General features: G+C 75.4%; 14 protein-coding genes and 1 riboswitch. Of the genes, 3 read left to right on the forward strand and 11 right to left on the reverse strand.

The window, feature by feature from the left end; all coding sequences use genetic code 11:
• Positions 1-240: 240 nt before the first annotated feature.
• From AAC134_RS02535 to AAC134_RS02545, 3 genes are read left to right on the forward strand one after another with little or no spacing between them, the layout of a single operon-like run.
• The gene (locus AAC134_RS02535; protein ID WP_339947477.1) at positions 241-1,188 is read left to right on the forward strand and encodes an aminotransferase class IV; all 948 of its coding nucleotides are present in this window, start codon (positions 241-243) and stop codon (positions 1,186-1,188) included.
• Positions 1,188-1,907, forward strand: a complete 720-nt coding sequence (locus AAC134_RS02540) for an HAD family hydrolase (protein WP_339947478.1) — start codon at positions 1,188-1,190, stop codon at positions 1,905-1,907. The genes AAC134_RS02535 and AAC134_RS02540 overlap by 1 nt, the downstream gene beginning before the upstream one ends.
• 18 nt (positions 1,908-1,925) lie before the next feature.
• A complete protein-coding gene (locus AAC134_RS02545; RefSeq protein WP_339947479.1) occupies positions 1,926-2,456 on the forward strand; it encodes a hypothetical protein in 531 nt (176 codons plus the stop codon).
• 505 nt (positions 2,457-2,961) lie between these two features.
• Here AAC134_RS02545 and AAC134_RS02550 read toward each other — a convergent pair.
• The 11 genes from AAC134_RS02550 to AAC134_RS02600 all read right to left on the reverse strand — a co-directional run bounded on the left by AAC134_RS02550 (position 2,962) and on the right by AAC134_RS02600 (position 14,666).
• Entirely contained in the window at positions 2,962-4,029 is a 1,068-nt protein-coding gene (locus AAC134_RS02550; RefSeq protein ID WP_339947480.1) for a hypothetical protein, read from the reverse strand.
• On the reverse strand, positions 4,026-4,709 hold the full coding sequence (locus AAC134_RS02555; RefSeq protein ID WP_339947481.1) for an adenosylcobinamide amidohydrolase: 684 nt from the start codon (positions 4,707-4,709) through the stop codon (positions 4,026-4,028). The genes AAC134_RS02550 and AAC134_RS02555 overlap by 4 nt, the downstream gene beginning before the upstream one ends.
• Positions 4,706-5,464 (reverse strand): ABC transporter ATP-binding protein, encoded by a 759-nt coding sequence (locus AAC134_RS02560; protein WP_339947482.1) that lies wholly within the window; start codon positions 5,462-5,464, stop codon positions 4,706-4,708. The genes AAC134_RS02555 and AAC134_RS02560 overlap by 4 nt, the downstream gene beginning before the upstream one ends.
• Positions 5,461-6,456, reverse strand: coding sequence for an iron ABC transporter permease (locus AAC134_RS02565; protein ID WP_339947483.1), 996 nt, complete (start codon positions 6,454-6,456; stop codon positions 5,461-5,463). The genes AAC134_RS02560 and AAC134_RS02565 overlap by 4 nt, the downstream gene beginning before the upstream one ends.
• On the reverse strand, positions 6,453-7,460 hold the full coding sequence (locus AAC134_RS02570) for an ABC transporter substrate-binding protein (protein ID WP_339947484.1): 1,008 nt from the start codon (positions 7,458-7,460) through the stop codon (positions 6,453-6,455). The genes AAC134_RS02565 and AAC134_RS02570 overlap by 4 nt, the downstream gene beginning before the upstream one ends.
• Positions 7,460-9,415, reverse strand: a complete 1,956-nt coding sequence (locus AAC134_RS02575; RefSeq protein ID WP_339947485.1) for a TonB-dependent receptor — start codon at positions 9,413-9,415, stop codon at positions 7,460-7,462. Before AAC134_RS02575 ends, AAC134_RS02570 begins: the two co-directional genes overlap by 1 nt.
• A 193-nt stretch (positions 9,416-9,608) precedes the next feature.
• Positions 9,609-9,857: riboswitch (cobalamin riboswitch) on the reverse strand.
• 55 nt (positions 9,858-9,912) lie between these two features.
• Entirely contained in the window at positions 9,913-10,542 is a 630-nt protein-coding gene (locus AAC134_RS02580) for an ATP-binding cassette domain-containing protein (protein WP_339947486.1), read from the reverse strand.
• Positions 10,536-11,264 carry an ATP-binding cassette domain-containing protein gene (locus tag AAC134_RS02585; protein WP_339947487.1) on the reverse strand — a complete coding sequence of 243 codons (729 nt, stop codon included), beginning with the start codon at positions 11,262-11,264 and terminating at the stop codon, positions 10,536-10,538. The genes AAC134_RS02580 and AAC134_RS02585 overlap by 7 nt, the downstream gene beginning before the upstream one ends.
• Entirely contained in the window at positions 11,261-12,124 is an 864-nt protein-coding gene (locus tag AAC134_RS02590; RefSeq protein ID WP_339947488.1) for an ABC transporter permease, read from the reverse strand. Before AAC134_RS02590 ends, AAC134_RS02585 begins: the two co-directional genes overlap by 4 nt.
• A complete protein-coding gene (locus tag AAC134_RS02595; RefSeq protein WP_339947489.1) occupies positions 12,121-13,104 on the reverse strand; it encodes an ABC transporter permease in 984 nt (327 codons plus the stop codon). The genes AAC134_RS02590 and AAC134_RS02595 overlap by 4 nt, the downstream gene beginning before the upstream one ends.
• Complete coding sequence (locus AAC134_RS02600) at positions 13,101-14,666, reverse strand: ABC transporter substrate-binding protein (RefSeq protein ID WP_339947490.1); 1,566 nt, start codon at positions 14,664-14,666, stop codon at positions 13,101-13,103. Before AAC134_RS02600 ends, AAC134_RS02595 begins: the two co-directional genes overlap by 4 nt.
• Positions 14,667-14,752 lie beyond the last annotated feature (86 nt).

Below are 14,752 nucleotides of genomic sequence, written 5' to 3' on the forward strand. Positions count from 1 at the left end.
CCCCGGACCGACCGCCGGCAGCCTGGCCGACATGACCCGCCTGAATGCAAGGCGGCGACTCGCGGCGGGCCAACCAGACCGTACAGATGCGCCCATCGCTGCGCGGATAACAGACCGCCCTGCGACCGGAGCGGTCGCAGGCGGCGTCCGGCCCGCGCCTCGGCCTCTTGCGCCGCGCCGCGCCGCCGGCCGATCATGCGGGCGCAGCCCCGCCGCACATGCCAAGGGAGTCCAGGGCCGATGCCAGACGTCCAGACCGCCGGAACAGGCGGCGCCGCTCATGCCGCCGAGGTCGACGCGCGCAACGAGGAGATCCTGATCTGGGTCGACGGCGACCTGCGCCCGAAAGCGCAGGCGAGCGTGTCGGTCTACGACTCCGGCTTCCTTCTCGGCGACGGGGTGTGGGAGGGCCTGCGGCTGCACAACGGCCGCTGGGCCTTTCTCGACGACCACCTCGACCGCCTGTTCGAGGCGGCGCGCGCCATTGACCTGGACCTTGGCCGTGATCGCGCCGGCTTCGTCGCCGCGCTGGAGGAGGTGCGGACCGTCAACGGCATGCAAGACGACGCCCACGCCCGGCTGATGGTCACCCGGGGCGTGAAGACCCGGCCCTTCCAGCACCCCTCGCTCAGCCGCTCCGGCCCCACAACGGTGATCATCGCCGAGCATTCGCTGCCGGCGACGGCGGGGAGAGGCCTGCGCCTGGCCACCGTCCCCCAGGTGCGTGGCCTGCCGATGAGCCAGGACCCCAAGTTGAACTCCCACTCCAAGCTGAACTGCGTGCTGGCCGCCGTGCAGGCCGAGAAGGCGGGCGCCGACGAGGGGTTGATGCTGGACCCCCATGGCTTCGTGAACACCACGAACTCCTGCAACCTCTTCATCGTCCGGAAGGGGGAGCTCTGGACCTCGACCGGCGATTACTGCATGAACGGCATCACCCGGGCGAAGACGCTGCAGCTCGCGCAGGAGGCCGGGATCCCCGCGTTCGAGAAGAACTTCTCCCTCGTCGAGACCTACGGGGCCGACGAGGTCTTCGTCACCGGCACCTTCGGCGGCCAGACCCCGGTTGCGGAACTGGACGGGCGGCGCTTTGGCGACGGGACGGCAGGGCCGGTGACGCGGAAACTGCAGACGCTCTATCGGGCGCTGGTCCGGCGGGACGTCGGACTCGATGCGGGGCTCGCCTGATGCGGGTGGTGATGTGGTCGGGGCCGCGCAGCCTCAGCTCGGCGATGATGCGCAGCTTCGGAAACCGGGCGGCGACGGATGTGGTCGACGAGCCGTTCTACGCCGCCTACCTGGCCGCAACCGGGCTGGATCATCCGATGCGCGACGCGGTGATCGCCTCGCAGCCCAGCGACTGGCGCGAGGCGGCGCGCGCGCTGGCGGCGCCCCCGCCCCCGGGGCGCGTCCGCTATGAGAAGCACATGGTCCAGCACATGCTGCCGGGCATGGACTTCGACTGGATGGAGGGGGCGGCCGTCGCCTTCCTGATCCGCGACCCGCGCGAGGTGGCGGCCAGCTTCGGCGCAAAGCGGTCGGGGCGCCTCGCGTCCGAGCTTGGCTTCGCCCGCCAGCAGGACATCTTCGATCTGGTCTCCGCGCGGCTTGGGCGTCCGCCTCCGGTGGTGGACGCCGCCGACATCCGCCGCGATCCCCGGCAGACGCTGTCGGCGCTGTGCGCCGCGCTGGGCCTGCCGTTCGAGGAGGCGATGCTGGACTGGGCGCCGGGCCTGCGCCCCTCGGACGGGGTCTGGGCGGCGCACTGGTACGGGGCGCTGGCGGACTCGACCGGCTTTGCGCCGTCCTCCGACGCGCCCACGCCTCGGCTCGACCCGGCCGCCGAGCGCGAGCTGCGGCCGGCGATGGAGAGCTGGCGGCGGCTGTCGGCCCTCGCGTTGCGCTGAGCTCGACCGGACGGCCCCGTGATCGAAGCGCGGAGCACGGCCCTGACCCATCATCCGCACGGCATTCCGGGCCGCGGCGCAGTCCAGCTCCGCTTGCCCCATGTCCCCGTGCGCCGTGCGGTCGGCAGTTCAATGCCGTCCGAGGAACCGCGACAGCCGCCGCCGCTGGTGAGCTGCCGCCTCGCCGCCCTCGCGGCGTTCCTGGGGGCCGGGCGCATGTCGTGCAGGCTGCTGATGCTGTCGCGCCCAACTTCTGGCTGCTCCGCCGCCAGGGGGCAGGTTCTGCTCGTCGCCACTCGGTTGGTCCCGAGGGCTCTCCACAAGAAGGCCCAACAGGCGAATCTCACCGATGAGGATCGCGAAGCTCCGCTTCCGGGAGCTTCGCTGCGCTGGTTCGGTCCGCGTATGCGGGACCTCAACCGGTTCTCGAACGGTTCCACGGTGGTCGCCGGCCGCAGGCCGCCGCCGGTCGAGGAGATCGAGGCGAGCGGACGGGGGGTGTTCGCCGATGCCCGCGAGCCGCCACCGTCCAGATCCATCCCGGTCTGAAATTCGCTCGGTCCTCCGACTGATGCGAGCGGAGACCGCGCGCCAGGGCCGCGCCAGCCTCCGCCTCAGCTCGCCTTACCCAGCGACGCGCGTGGGTCTCGGGGCGCCCCGGCCCTCGATGACCTGCCCGTCGACGGGATCGCCTGTATCGAGACCCTCGCCGCGTGCATCGAAGGGAGGGAGACCGGCCGGAATGTCGCCGGACGGCGTCGCCTCGAGACTGCGCTGCGCCGCCCAGACGGGCCTCGCGCACCGGGCTTCGGGTTGACCTCGGCAGGGCTTGCCGAAGACCTGCCGGCCCTGCACCTCGGTCGAGATGGTCGTCCCCGGGGGGAAGGCCATCCGACGCCGGCTGTCGCGTTCGCCCCCCTGTTCGGGCCCTTTCCCACGCGGGGCGGCTCTGGCCGGGCCCTGAGGGCAACTTGATCCCGGCTCCCTGCGCTTGACCCGAGTGGTCGAGTGGACGGCCCCTCGGGTCGACGCAGCGTCGCTTCGCCGGGCCGGTTCAGGCGTGCTCCTCGACCTCGTCCTCGCCGGCGGTCTCGCGGCCCGCGCCCTGCGCGTCGAAGGCGGCGAGCCAGGCGCCGAGACCCTCGGGCGCCGGCGGGCCGGCCTCGGCGACCCGGGCGCTCTGGCGGAGCGCGTTGCGCAGGGCGGCGCGGGGGAGGCGGCCCGAGGGCGCGGCGAAGGCCCCGGGCGCCTCGCCGGCCGCCAGCGCCGCCCAGACGCGGGCCTTGGTCTCGACATAGACGGGCGGGCCCCAGGCGGCGAGCAGCGCCTGGAAGGCGGCGAAGCGGGCGGGCTCGAAGGGGATGTCTTCGCCCATCGGCCCCGACACCGGGCTCGCGGGATGCAGCATGGCGCAGGGGACGAGGCCCGCAGGGATCGGCGTGTTGGCCGAGTGGGTGCGCCCGGCGGCCAGCAGGCGCGGCAGCAGGTGAGTGTGGGGGCCCGGCGGCGAGACCCCGCCCGTCTCCGGCCCGCCGATCTTCTGGAACACCTCGCAGCGGCCCAGCGGAGTGATCGCGATCCGGTGGGGGTGGGCCGCGAGGATCGCCGGCATCGCCGGGTTTCCGGCCTCGAACAGCGAGCGGCCCACGGTCTCGCGCAGGGTCGCGATCAACGCCGGATCGGCGCTGCGCACGCAGAACTCCACCTGCGGCTGGTCGAGGCCCATGTCGAAGAGGATCGCCTGACGGTCGGCGGGACGGATCGCGTCCGCGTCGGGGCCGAGCTCGGTCAGGACCTTGCGTCGCGGGCGCCCCGCGGCGGCCTCGGGCAGGCACAGCGCCAGGCCCTGGCTCCAGCGGTGGGGGCGGGGGGAGACGGTCTCCCAGGCCAGCGGGACCATGTCGTCGCGCCGCTCCAGCCGGATCGCGCCGCGGGCGGTGGCGCGGATCAGGGGACCCTCGACCGTGGCCGCCTCGCCGGGGTCCTGGCGGAACTCTGCGATGGCGCCGAAGGAGCCCAGGCTCCACCCCGCGCCGGGGTCGCGCAGGGCGGCCTCGGCCAGGGCCCAGGGGTCGGGCGGGGCCGCGGGGGCTGTGAGGTCGGCGGGAACGGTGGGGGTCATCGGGATCTCCCGTAGGTTTGCATCCAGTCGCGGGCGCCCTCGGCGACCGCAGCGTGGACGGCGCGGCCGAGGGCTTCGCCGGCCGCGGTGTGCAGGCCGGCATGGCGCAGGGCGTCGGGGCCGGCCGGGGCGGCCACCACCACGCAGTCGGTGCCGGTGCCGGTGGCCGGGCCTCCGGCGGGGTGCGGCAGGCGGCGGCCGCTTTCGATCACCGCGCGGGTGCGGGCCTGAACGGCGATCGACAGGGCCTCGATCAACGCCGTCTCGCTCAGCGGGGCGTCGAGGATGGCGACGAGGTTGATGGTGCCGTGACCGGCGGGCGCGGCGGCGGACCGGCGCGGGGCGCCCGCCCGCTCGGCGTTGCCAAGGCCGACGGTGGCGAGGCAGGCGGCGCACAGGCCCTCGACCTCGGCCCGGGCCTCGGTGCGGCTGGAGACGTCGCGCGAGGTCAGCAGGCCGACGGCGTCCGAGAGGGTCTCGCGCGCCATCTCCTCGGCCAGCCACGCCTCGGCGTCGAGCTTCGGCGTCAGGTCCGCGTCGCGCACCTCGCGCCAGGCGACGCGGTGGGTCTCGACCGGACCGGGGCGGTGCGGGGCCCAACTGAGCGCCCGGAGGGGACGACCGAAGTCGACGACCAGCCAGGGCCGCGCGAGGCGCTGGATGAGCGGCGGGCCGGTCACCGGGACCGCGCCAGCGGCTGCACGATCAGGACGCCGTCGGCCTGGGCGAGGAAGCTCTCGATCCCGTAGACCTCGCGCAGACGCTCGGCGGTCAGCACCTGCGCCGGCGGACCGTCGGCGACCACCCGGCCCTGGTCGAGCATCACCAGCCGGGTGCAGAAGCGGGCCGCCAGGCCGAGATCGTGAAGCGAGACCACCGCCGCGCGCCCCTCGCCCGCAAGCGCCGCGAACGCCTCCATGGCGGCGAGCTGGTGGGCGGGGTCGAGGCCGGCGGTCGGCTCGTCGGCGAGCGTCAGGGGAGCGGCCTGGGCCAGCGCCCGCGCGATGAGGACGCGGGCCTGCTCGCCGCCCGAGAGCTCGGTCGCGGGGCGGTCGCGGAAGCGGAGGACGTCGACGCCGGCCATGGCGGCCTCCAGGGCCTCCCGATCGGCGGCGGAGAGGGGGGCGCCGGGCGCCCGGTGCGGCAGGCGGCCGAGCGCGACCAGCGTCTCGACCGAGACCGGCCAGGCGATCTCGCGCGACTGGGGCAGCCAGGCGGCGGCGCGGGCGCGTTCGGCCGCGGGGAGCGCCGTGAGGCTGCTGCGCCCCTCCGCCCGCGCCAGGCCGAGGGCGCCGCGCATCAGGCTCGACTTGCCGGCGCCGTTGGGGCCGACGAGGCCCACCAGTTCCCCCGCCTCGACCCGCAGGGAGACGGCGTCGACCGCGATCCGGCGGCCGAGGCGGACGGTCAGGGTCTCGAGCGAGAGCAGGGTCATGCGAGCCTCCGTCGCGTCGCGAAGACCAGGCGCAGGAAGAACGGCGCGCCGACCAGCGCAGTGAGCACCCCCAGCTTCAGGTCCCGCTCGGGCGCGATCAGGCGCACGGCGATGTCGGCCGCGAGCAGCAGCGCCGCGCCTCCCAGCGCCGCCGCCGGCAGCAGGCGGGCGGGCCGCGCGCCCACCGCCCCGCGCAGCAGGTGGGGCGCGACCAGGCCGACGAAGCCGATGCCGCCCGCGACCGCGGTGGCCGCCCCCACCGAGGCGGCGGTCCCCAGCACCACGGCGAGGCGCAGGCGGTCGAGGCGCAGGCCGAGGCTCGCGGCCGCATCCTCGCCCAGCGTCAGCGCATCGAGCCCGCGGCCCGCGACCGCCAGCGCCGCCCAGCCCGCCAGCATGAAGGGGGCGGCGAGCTGCACATGCAGCCAGGAGCGGTCGGAGAGCGAACCCATCATCCAGAACATGATCTCGGTCGCGGCGAAGGGATTGGGCGAGAGGTTCAGCGCCAGCGCGGTCAGCGCCCCGCACAGCGCCGAGAGCGCCACGCCCGCCAGGATCAGCGTCAGCGCCCCGCCCCGCGCGCCGGCGAGCCCCAGCAGCATCGCCGCCGCCGTCCCCGCCCCGACCAGCGCCAGCAGCGGCAGCGCCAGCGGGACCAGCGCCGAGAGCCCGGTGTAGATCGCCGCCACCGCCCCCAGCGAGGCCGCGCCGGTGACGCCCAGCAGGCCCGGCTCGGCCAGCGGATTGCGCAGATAGCCCTGCATCGCGGCGCCCGAGAGGCCCAGCGTCGCCCCGATCATCAGCGCCAGCACGGCGCGGGGCGCGCGGATCTCGCGCATCACCAGCGTCTCGGCCTCGCCGCGGCCGGCGAGCAGGGCGGCGAGACTGTCGGACAGCCCCAACCCCGCGGGGCCGATCAGCAGCGAGGCGCAGAAGAGCACGCCCGTCAGCAGGCCCAGGGACGCCAGCAGCCAGGGGTAGGGGAGCTTCATCGCGCGAACTCCCGCAGCCCGGCGACCGAGGCCGCCGGGTCGGAGGGCAGGGACGCGCGGTCGACGCCGGTCAGCGCGCGGCGCGCCCTGGCCAGCGCCTCGACCGCGCCGGCGGTGAAGGGGGCGCCGCAGACCCAGCGGCTGTCGGAGATGGCGGCCCCCGCCGCCCGGCTCAGCAGGGGGTCGATCGCGGGGTGGCGCACGGTCTGCTCGGCGAGCGAGGGGGGCGAGAACGGGCGGCCGGTGATCAGCAGCTCCGGCGCGCCCATCACCAGCCGCTCCAGCGGCAGGCGGGCCATGCCCGCGAGATCCAGCTCCGCGGCGAGGTTGCGCAGGCCGGCTGCCGAGACGATCTCATGGGCGAGCGTGCCCGCCCCGGAGGACCAGGAGCCGGCATAGCGCAGGGCGGCGAGCGGGCGCGCCTCCGCCGGCGCGGCGCGGGCGGCCTCGAGGCGCGCGTCCAGCTCGGCGACCAGCGCCTCGGCCTGCGGCGCCCGGTCCAGCAGGGCGCCCATGCGGCGCAGGTTGGCGCGGATGTCGGCGAAGGTCGCCTCGGGCGCGAACTCCTCGACGCGGAAACCCAGGCGGCGCAGCATCGCGACGGTCTCGCGGGTGGTGTAGGTTCCCGCGATCACCAGGTCGGGACGCATCAGGAAGATCTCCTCCGCCCGCCCGTGGTTCGCCTCATAGGCCCCGGCCCGCGCATGCAGGACCGAGGCGCGCGGGTCCGCCGCCATGTAGGACACCGAATGCAGCTGCCCCGGCGCGGCCAGCAGCATCGCGAGCTGGTCCGTGCACAGGTTCATCGAGACGACCCGCTGCGGGGCCGTCTCCTCCCGCGTTCCGAGCGGCGCCGGCCCGGCCGCCGCCTCCGCCGTCTCCGGGGCAGGGCCGGAGCGCGGCGCGGCCGGCAGGGCGGCGAACGTCCCTGCAAGCGCCGCCGCCCCCGCCAGGATCGTGGCGAGGCGCGGGGCGCGGCCGGGGCGGGCGGGCGGGCGCGGCATCAGAACCTCACCCGCAGGCCCGCGTAGGCGGCGATGCCCTGAGTCGCGAAGCCGTGCACCTCCTCATAGTCGGCGTCGAGCGCGTTGGTCACCCGACCGTAGATCTCGGCCTGCTCGGTCATCGCCCAGGAGGCCGCCACATTCACCACCACGTAGTCGTCCAGCGCCACCCGGGCGCCGGGCGCGTAGGGCGCGCGATAGTCCAGATCCCGGTTGCCGGCGACATAGCGCCCGTCCAGCGTCACCCGCGCCCGGTCGTCGAGGAAGGAGAACGTCACGTAGCCGCCCAGCTCATGCTCCGGCCGGCGCACTTCGACAAGGCCCGTGGACTCCTCGGCGTCGAGCCAGGTGTAGCTCAGGCCCAGCGTCATCCAGTCGGTGGCGTAGAGGGTGGAGGCGACCTCGATCCCCTGCCGCTCGGAGGTTCCGGGCTGGTTGACGGGCGTGCCGACCGTGAAGGCGGGGGCGAGGTAGACCGTGCCGATCTCGTTCTTCAGGTCCTGGTTGAACCAGGTCACGTCGACCACCAGCCGGTCGTCCCAGAGGCGCTGCTCGACGCCCACGTCCCAGCCGAAGCTCTCCTCCGGCTCCAGGTTCGGGTTGCCCTGCCACTGGCCGGGGGTGAAGCCGAACTGCTCGAACATCGTGGGGTTCTGCACCGCGGTCCCGGCGGAGGCGTGCAGCCGCGTGCCGGTCGCGGCGATCCGGTAGGAGGCGCCCGCGCTCCAGGTCGTGGCGTCCTCGAAGGCGTCGTTGATGTCGTGGCGCAGGCCCAGCTGAAGATCCAGCGCCTCGAGGAAGGTGCCCCGATACTCCGCGGCGAGGCCGTAGAGCCCGCGGGTCTGTTCGTCGAGCTGGGAGGGGTCGAAGACCAGGGCGGGGTCGTTGGCCACGAAGCTCTCGCGTTCGTATTCCACCTTGCCCGTCAGGCTGTGATCGGCGGCCGCGAGGCTGGCCGCATCCAGCCCCACCGTCGCCTGCGCCGAAAGCTGAAGGCGGGTCGAGCTGGTGTCGGTCGTCTTCACGCCGTTGAGCGTGTTGGAGTCGTCCGCATGCAGGTAGGCCGCGCGAAGCTCCGATCGCAGGCGCCCCAGCTCGGCGATGGCGTAGAGGGAGCCGAGCGCTTCGGTCCGGTCATGGGCGGAGGCGTCGTCGTAGACCAGCGCCGCCTCGGTGGGCGCCGCGAAGAGCGAACCGTCGAGGTCCGAATGCCGGTCCGTGACGCGCAGCGTCGCCCCCAGCGTCAGCCAGTCGGCCGCGAAGATCTCGCCCCGGCCGTTGAAGGTCAGGTTGCGGTCGCCGTCTGCCTCGCCGCCGGGCGTGCCGGAGACGTCGAAGCCCTCGGTTTCCCGCCGGGCCAGCGACAGCGAGAACGAGCCCGTCTCGCCCAGACCCCGCACCGCCGCCTGCACGGCCCCGGTCCCGTCGGTCCCGACCTCGCCCTCGCCGGACCAGCGCAGCCCCGGCTCCCGCGCGCGCCGGGTGGTGATCGAGATCACGCCCCCCAGCGCGTTGGCGCCGTAGAGCGCCGACTGCGGCCCGCGCAGCACCTCGATGCGCTCGATGTCGGCCGCCAGCAGGCCGCCGAAGTCGAACTCGCCCTGCTCGGGGGCCGAGACCTCGACCCCGTCGATCAGCACCAGCGTGTGGTTGCCCTCGGCGCCGCGCAATCGCACCTGGGTCAGGCCGCCGAAGCCGCCGGTGCGCGAGACCTCGACGCCGGGCAGGGCGCGCAGGGCGTCCACGGCGTAGGTGGTCTGCCGGTCCTCCAGGTCCTGGGCGGTGACGACGGAATAGGCTCGGCCGTATTTCTCGGCGGCGATCGGCGTCAGGCCGCCGGAGACGACGATGGGCTCCAGCGCCACCGGCTCCTGCGCGTGCAGGGCGTGCGGGCACAAGGCCAGCGAAGAGGCGGCGAGCAGCGCGCGGGCGGGCGCGGGATGGGTGCGGGACATGCGTTCCCCCTTGGTCGCCGGCGCGCGTGCGGCCGGCGGGAAAGCGCCGCTCGAGCCCTGCGGACCCGGCGGCGCGGAGATGACGCCGAAGGGTTCGGGGGCGCTTCATGGGGGAAGGACCTCGACCCGTCAGACGACGACTGCGAAGTCACCGCTGCGGATCGAACCGCTCCTTCGCGCGCCCCGCACGGAGGAAGGATGACGAGGTTCCGGCAGGTCTCCTGGCTCGCGGGTCTGCACCGGTCCCTCGCCTTCCCGGCCCGGTCCCCTGAGGCATGCTCGGGGGGCGTGGGCCAGTGGCGTATCGAGGGTCGGCTCGCCGCTCACAGTTGCGGGGGCAGCCGCGGAGTCGGTCCCCGCATTGGGTCGACCTCACCGCGTTCCCTTTTGCTCCCGGCCGGGGGCGAACCCCCGGCGCGGAACCGGAACGGCGCGAAGATGACCTGCCGGCCGGGCGGCGTCAAGCGCTCCCGCAGCGGCAGGAGCGTCGCGGCGCCTCAGCTGGCGGGCGTTGCGTTCAGGCGCCCGTCGGCAAGTGTCAGATCCCGGTCGCAGAAGCGCCGTCGCAGGCCCGCGCCATGGGAGATCAGCAGCAGGCCGATCCCGCGATCGCGGGCGAGTGCGGTCAGCGCGCGCAGGACCCCGTCCTGCTCCAGCGCGTCAAGCTGGCTCGAGACCTCGTCGCAGACCAGGTGGCGCAGGCCGGGATGGAAGAGGCGCGCCAGCGAGACCCGCGCCAGCTCGCCGCCCGACAGCTCCGAGGGCCGGCGCGAGGCCCAGGCTTCGCGCACGCCCAGGGCCGCGACCGCCTCGGCGTCGGGCGGGCCGGCGTTGGCGAGGATCCGGGCGACGCTCCAGCGGGGATCGACGGCGAGCTCAGCCGACTGGGGCGCGTATTGCACCGGCGCCGGGCGGCCGGGGCGGGCGGGGGAGCGCGGGAGGCCGTCCAGGGTCACCTGGCCCGCATCGGCCTCGAGACGGCCGGCGAGGATCCGGCCCAGCGTCGACTTGCCCGCGCCCGACGGGCCGCCCAAACCGACTACCTCGCCCGGACCGAGGCTGAGCGCGACATCAGTCAGCACCGCGCGCCCGGCGAAGGCGAGGGCGAGGCCGGCGGCGCTCAGCACGCGGCGTCCTCGGGGATCTGGGCCCGCCACAGCGCCCGGGAGAACGGGTCGCGAAGCGCCGCGCCCTCGCCCGCGAAGGCGGCGGCGGGCGCGGTCTCGACCTGGCGGCCCTCGCGCAGCACCACGATGCGGGCGGCGACGCGGGCGAGCCGGGGCAGGTCGTGGGAGACGACGACGAGGCCCCGCCCCGTCCCCGCCAGCCGCGCCAGCAGCGCCGTCGCCCGGTCGGCGGCGGCAGGGTCGAGGCCCACGGTCGGCTCGTCGGCCACGATCCACGCGGCCCCGGTGGAGAGCGCGGCCGCCAGCAGCACCCGGCGCGCCATGCCGCCGGAAAGCTGGTGAGGGAAGCGCGCCGCCGTCTCGGCCGGAAGCCCCGCCTCGGCCAGCGTCGCGGGCACGTCGGCGCGCCGGCCAGCGAGGCGGGCGAAACGCTCGATCTGGCGTCCGACGCGCGCCAGCGGGTCGAGCGCGTCGAGCCGCTGGGGCGCCAGCGCCACCGCGCCGCGGGGCAGGGGGGCGCCGTCGAGGGTGATCCGCCCCCGCCGCTCGGCCCCCGGAGGCAGCAGGCCCGCCAGCGCCTCGGCCGCAAGGCTCTTGCCCGCGCCGGAGCTGCCGGTCAGGCCCACGAGCTCGCCCCGCGCCACGGCGAAGCAGACGCCCTCGAGCGCCGCCGGGCGGGGGGCGGGGAAGGCGACGCCCAGATCCTCGATCCGCAGGGTCATGTCGCCAGACCCTCGCGATCGCCGAGGCGGCGCAGGGCCTCGCCGAAGCGCTCGAAGATCAGGGCGACCAGCATCAGGCCGAGGCCCGGCGCCGCGGCGACCCACCAGCGGCCGGCCATGATCTCGCGCAGGGACTCGGCCAGCATCACGCCGATCGAGGGCAGGTGCGGCTCGATGCCCAGGCCGATGAAGCTGAGCCCCGCCTCGTGCAGCACCGCGTGGGGGAAGATCATCACGAACCCCGCCACGATCTGCCCCACGAGCGGCGGCGCCAGGTGATGGCGCGCGATCCACAGGCGCGAGCGCCCGAGCGCGCGGGAGACCTCGACGGCCTCCGAGGCGGCCAGCGTCTGCGCCTCGTGGCGCAGCACGCGCGCCAGACGGGGCCAGTGGGTGAAGGCCACCGCCACGATCACGCCCGCGGCGCCGCCGCCGGCGGCGAAGGCGATCATGATCAGCAGCACGAAATGCGGCAGGCCCAGCGCCAGCTCGGTCAGCACCCCCACCGCCTGGTCCGCCGCCCGCCCCAGGGTGGCGGCCAGCCCCAGCCCCACCGCGATCAGCGTCGAGCAGGCGGCGGCGAGCAGCCCCACCTGCACGCTCAGCGCCAGCGCCGCGAGGCTGCGCGCGGCCACGTCGCGCCCCAGCATGTCGGTCCCGAACGGATGCGCCGGCAGCGGGGGGAGGGCGCGCGCGCTCACGTCCACCCCCAGCGCCGAGGGCGGCAGCAGCGCGGCCCCCGCCAGCACCCCTCCCAGCGCCAGCAGGGCCAGCGCGCCGCGGCGGAGCGCCCGGCCCCGGGCGTCGCCGGGGGCCGCGGGGGGCGCCGCGCGGGCCAGGGGCTCGGCCGCCAGCGTCACGCCCGTCCCCGCAGCCGCGGATCGGCGAGCCGGGCGGCGATGTCGGCCGCAAGATTGCCCGCGAAGACGAAGAGCAGCGTCGCCAGCCCGATCCCCATCAGCAGCGGCGCGTCCGCTCCCGTCGCCGCGCGCACCGTGGCCTGGCCGAGGCCCGGCCACGCGAACACCGCCTCGGCCAGGACCGAGCCCCCGAAAAGCTCCCCCGCCCCCGCCAGGTGCAGCGTCAGCGCCACCCCCACGGCATGGCGTAGCCCCGGCCCGAAGGCGAGCCGCAGGGGCGAGGCGCCATGCGCGCCCAGGTGACGGGCCGCGGGGCTTTCGAGAAAGGCGATCAGGCTCTGGCGCGTATGCAGGATCAGCGGCCCGATCCCCACCACCGAGAGCGTGGCGACCGGCAGGATCATGTGCCGCCAGCGCTCGGCCGCCGAGACTTCGTCCGCGAGCCGCCCGGGCGGCGCCGCGCAGCAGGCCGGCAGCCAGCCCAGCCCCACCGCGAAGACCGCTATCAGGAGGATCGCGACCCAGAACCCCGGGCTCGCCGACAGCACGACCGCGGCGGCGCGGATCGCCCGATCCGGCCAGCGCCCGCGGGTCGCGCCCGCAATCAGCCCCAGCGCCGAGCCGAGCGCGAAAGACAGGACGAAGGCCGCCCCGATCAGCGCCAGCGAGGCGGGAAACCGCCGCGCGATCACCTCGGCCACCGGCGCGTTGTAGCTGATCGAGCGGCCGAGGTCGCCCTGCGCCGCGCCCGCCAGCCAGCTCGCGAAGCGCTCGACCGCAGGGCGGTCGAGGCCCCAGGCGGCGGCGATCGCCTCGCGCTGCTCGGGCCCGATCTGGGAGGTGCGCCCGCCAACATAGGCCTGCACCGGGTCGATCGGGGCCAGCGAGACCAGCCAGAACAGCCCGACCGCGGCCAGCGGCAACAGCCAGGCGAGCCGGATCAGCCGCCCGGCCAGCAGCGCCGGCAGCCAGCCGCTCACTCGCAGGTCCAGCGCCAGGCGGCGATGTCGTGAGTGATCGGGAAGCCGTGGCCGTGCGGATGGATCTGCGCCGGCCCGAGGTCGAGGCACTCCGACGCCCAGTAGGCGTGCTCGAGGTTGACCATCCACGCCCAGGCCGCGTCGCCGCGCGGACCGTAGCCCGTCTCCCCGTCCCAGGCGGCGGCGCGCCATTCGGCGAGCGAGGCCTCGAAGCTCGGCGCGGCCTCGGCCGCTTCCAGATGCGCGTCAACGGTCGGGTTCGCGTAGTGGCCGGGGTTGTAGTAGTCGACGCCGGCGTAGGCGCTGTGGTGCAGGTAACAGATCTCGGACGGATCGTGCGCCCCCCAGCCCAGGACCACCGCCTGGGCGTGCATCAGGCCCCCGATCTCGTCCCAGCTGCGTCCCGCCGGCTCGGCCGCGACGCCGATGCCGCGAAGCTGGTCGGCCGCGCCCAGCGCCAGCGCCTGGCGGGTGGAATCGCTGGCGGGATAGACGATCTGGAAGGCGGCGCGCAGGCCGTCCTTCTCGCGCACCCCGTCGCCGTCGGCGTCGGTCCAGCCGGCGGCCTCCAGCGTGGCGCGGGCGGCCTCGGGGTCTGCGCCGGGGATCGCGGCCTCCGGGTTGTCCCAGGGCAGCCCGTCGGCGGGGCCGTAGGCGGGCCGGCCGTGGCCGTCGAGCGCCAGCGCCACGAGCGCCTCGCGGTCCAGCGCCTGGTTGATCGCGACGCGGATGGCGCGGTCGGCGGTGACGTCGTTGCCGATGGGGGCGCCGGCCTCGGTCGTGCGGCCCTCGTCCGGGACCATCGGGAAGGCGAGGCCGCGGTTGTCCACCGTCTCGCGGTGCAGGACCCGCATGCCGGTGGGCGCCGCGTCGGCCATGGCGGGGGGCGCCGCCACGACGTCGGCCGCGCCGGTGCGGGCGAGCGCCACGCCCGCCTCCTCCGAGCCGAACACGAAGCTGACCCGCTCGAAGGCGATCTCGCCGCCGTGCCAGTGGGGGTTGGGCTCGACCACCAGCTGCTCGCCCTCGCGCCACTCGATCAGGCGGAACGGGCCGGAGCCGACGGGCGCGCGGGCGTAGCCCGGCCCGTAGCTCGCCGCCGGCACGATGCCCAGCGTGGCGAGGCGGGAGACGAAGGTGATCCGCGGCGCGGTCAGCTCCAGCTCCACCGCGCGGTCGTCCAGCGCCCGCGCCTCCTTCAGCGCGCTGAGGTCCGCAAGCCCCCCGGCGTCACGCGCGGCGTTGTAGGTGAAGACCACATCCTGAGCCGTGAGCGCCGTGCCGTCGGAGAAGCGCGCGTCCTCGCGCAGCGTCACGCGCCAGATCCGCCCGTCCCCGGACAGCGACCACTCAGTCGCCAGGTCGCCGATCAGGTTCAGCTCCGCGTCCCGGCGCAGCAGCGTGGACTGGAACAGGGGGCTGCCGTAGTGCCCCCAGCCCATGATCGGGTCGAAGCCGGCGTCCGGCTCCCCCCCCACCGCCAGCACCAGCGGGCGGGCCCCGGCGGCGGGGGCCAGAAGGCAGGAGGCGACCAGCGCGGCGGCAAGAGCGCGGAGGATCATCGGAGGCCCTCATCGTGTGAAATCCAGGCCCTCACTTCATACTCGCGTCGCGCCCCATGTAAACCGGCCGCCTCGCTTGCGCCTGC

The sequence above is a fragment of the uncultured Albimonas sp. genome, assembly GCF_963977235.1.
Lineage (GTDB): Bacteria > Pseudomonadota > Alphaproteobacteria > Rhodobacterales > Rhodobacteraceae > Albimonas.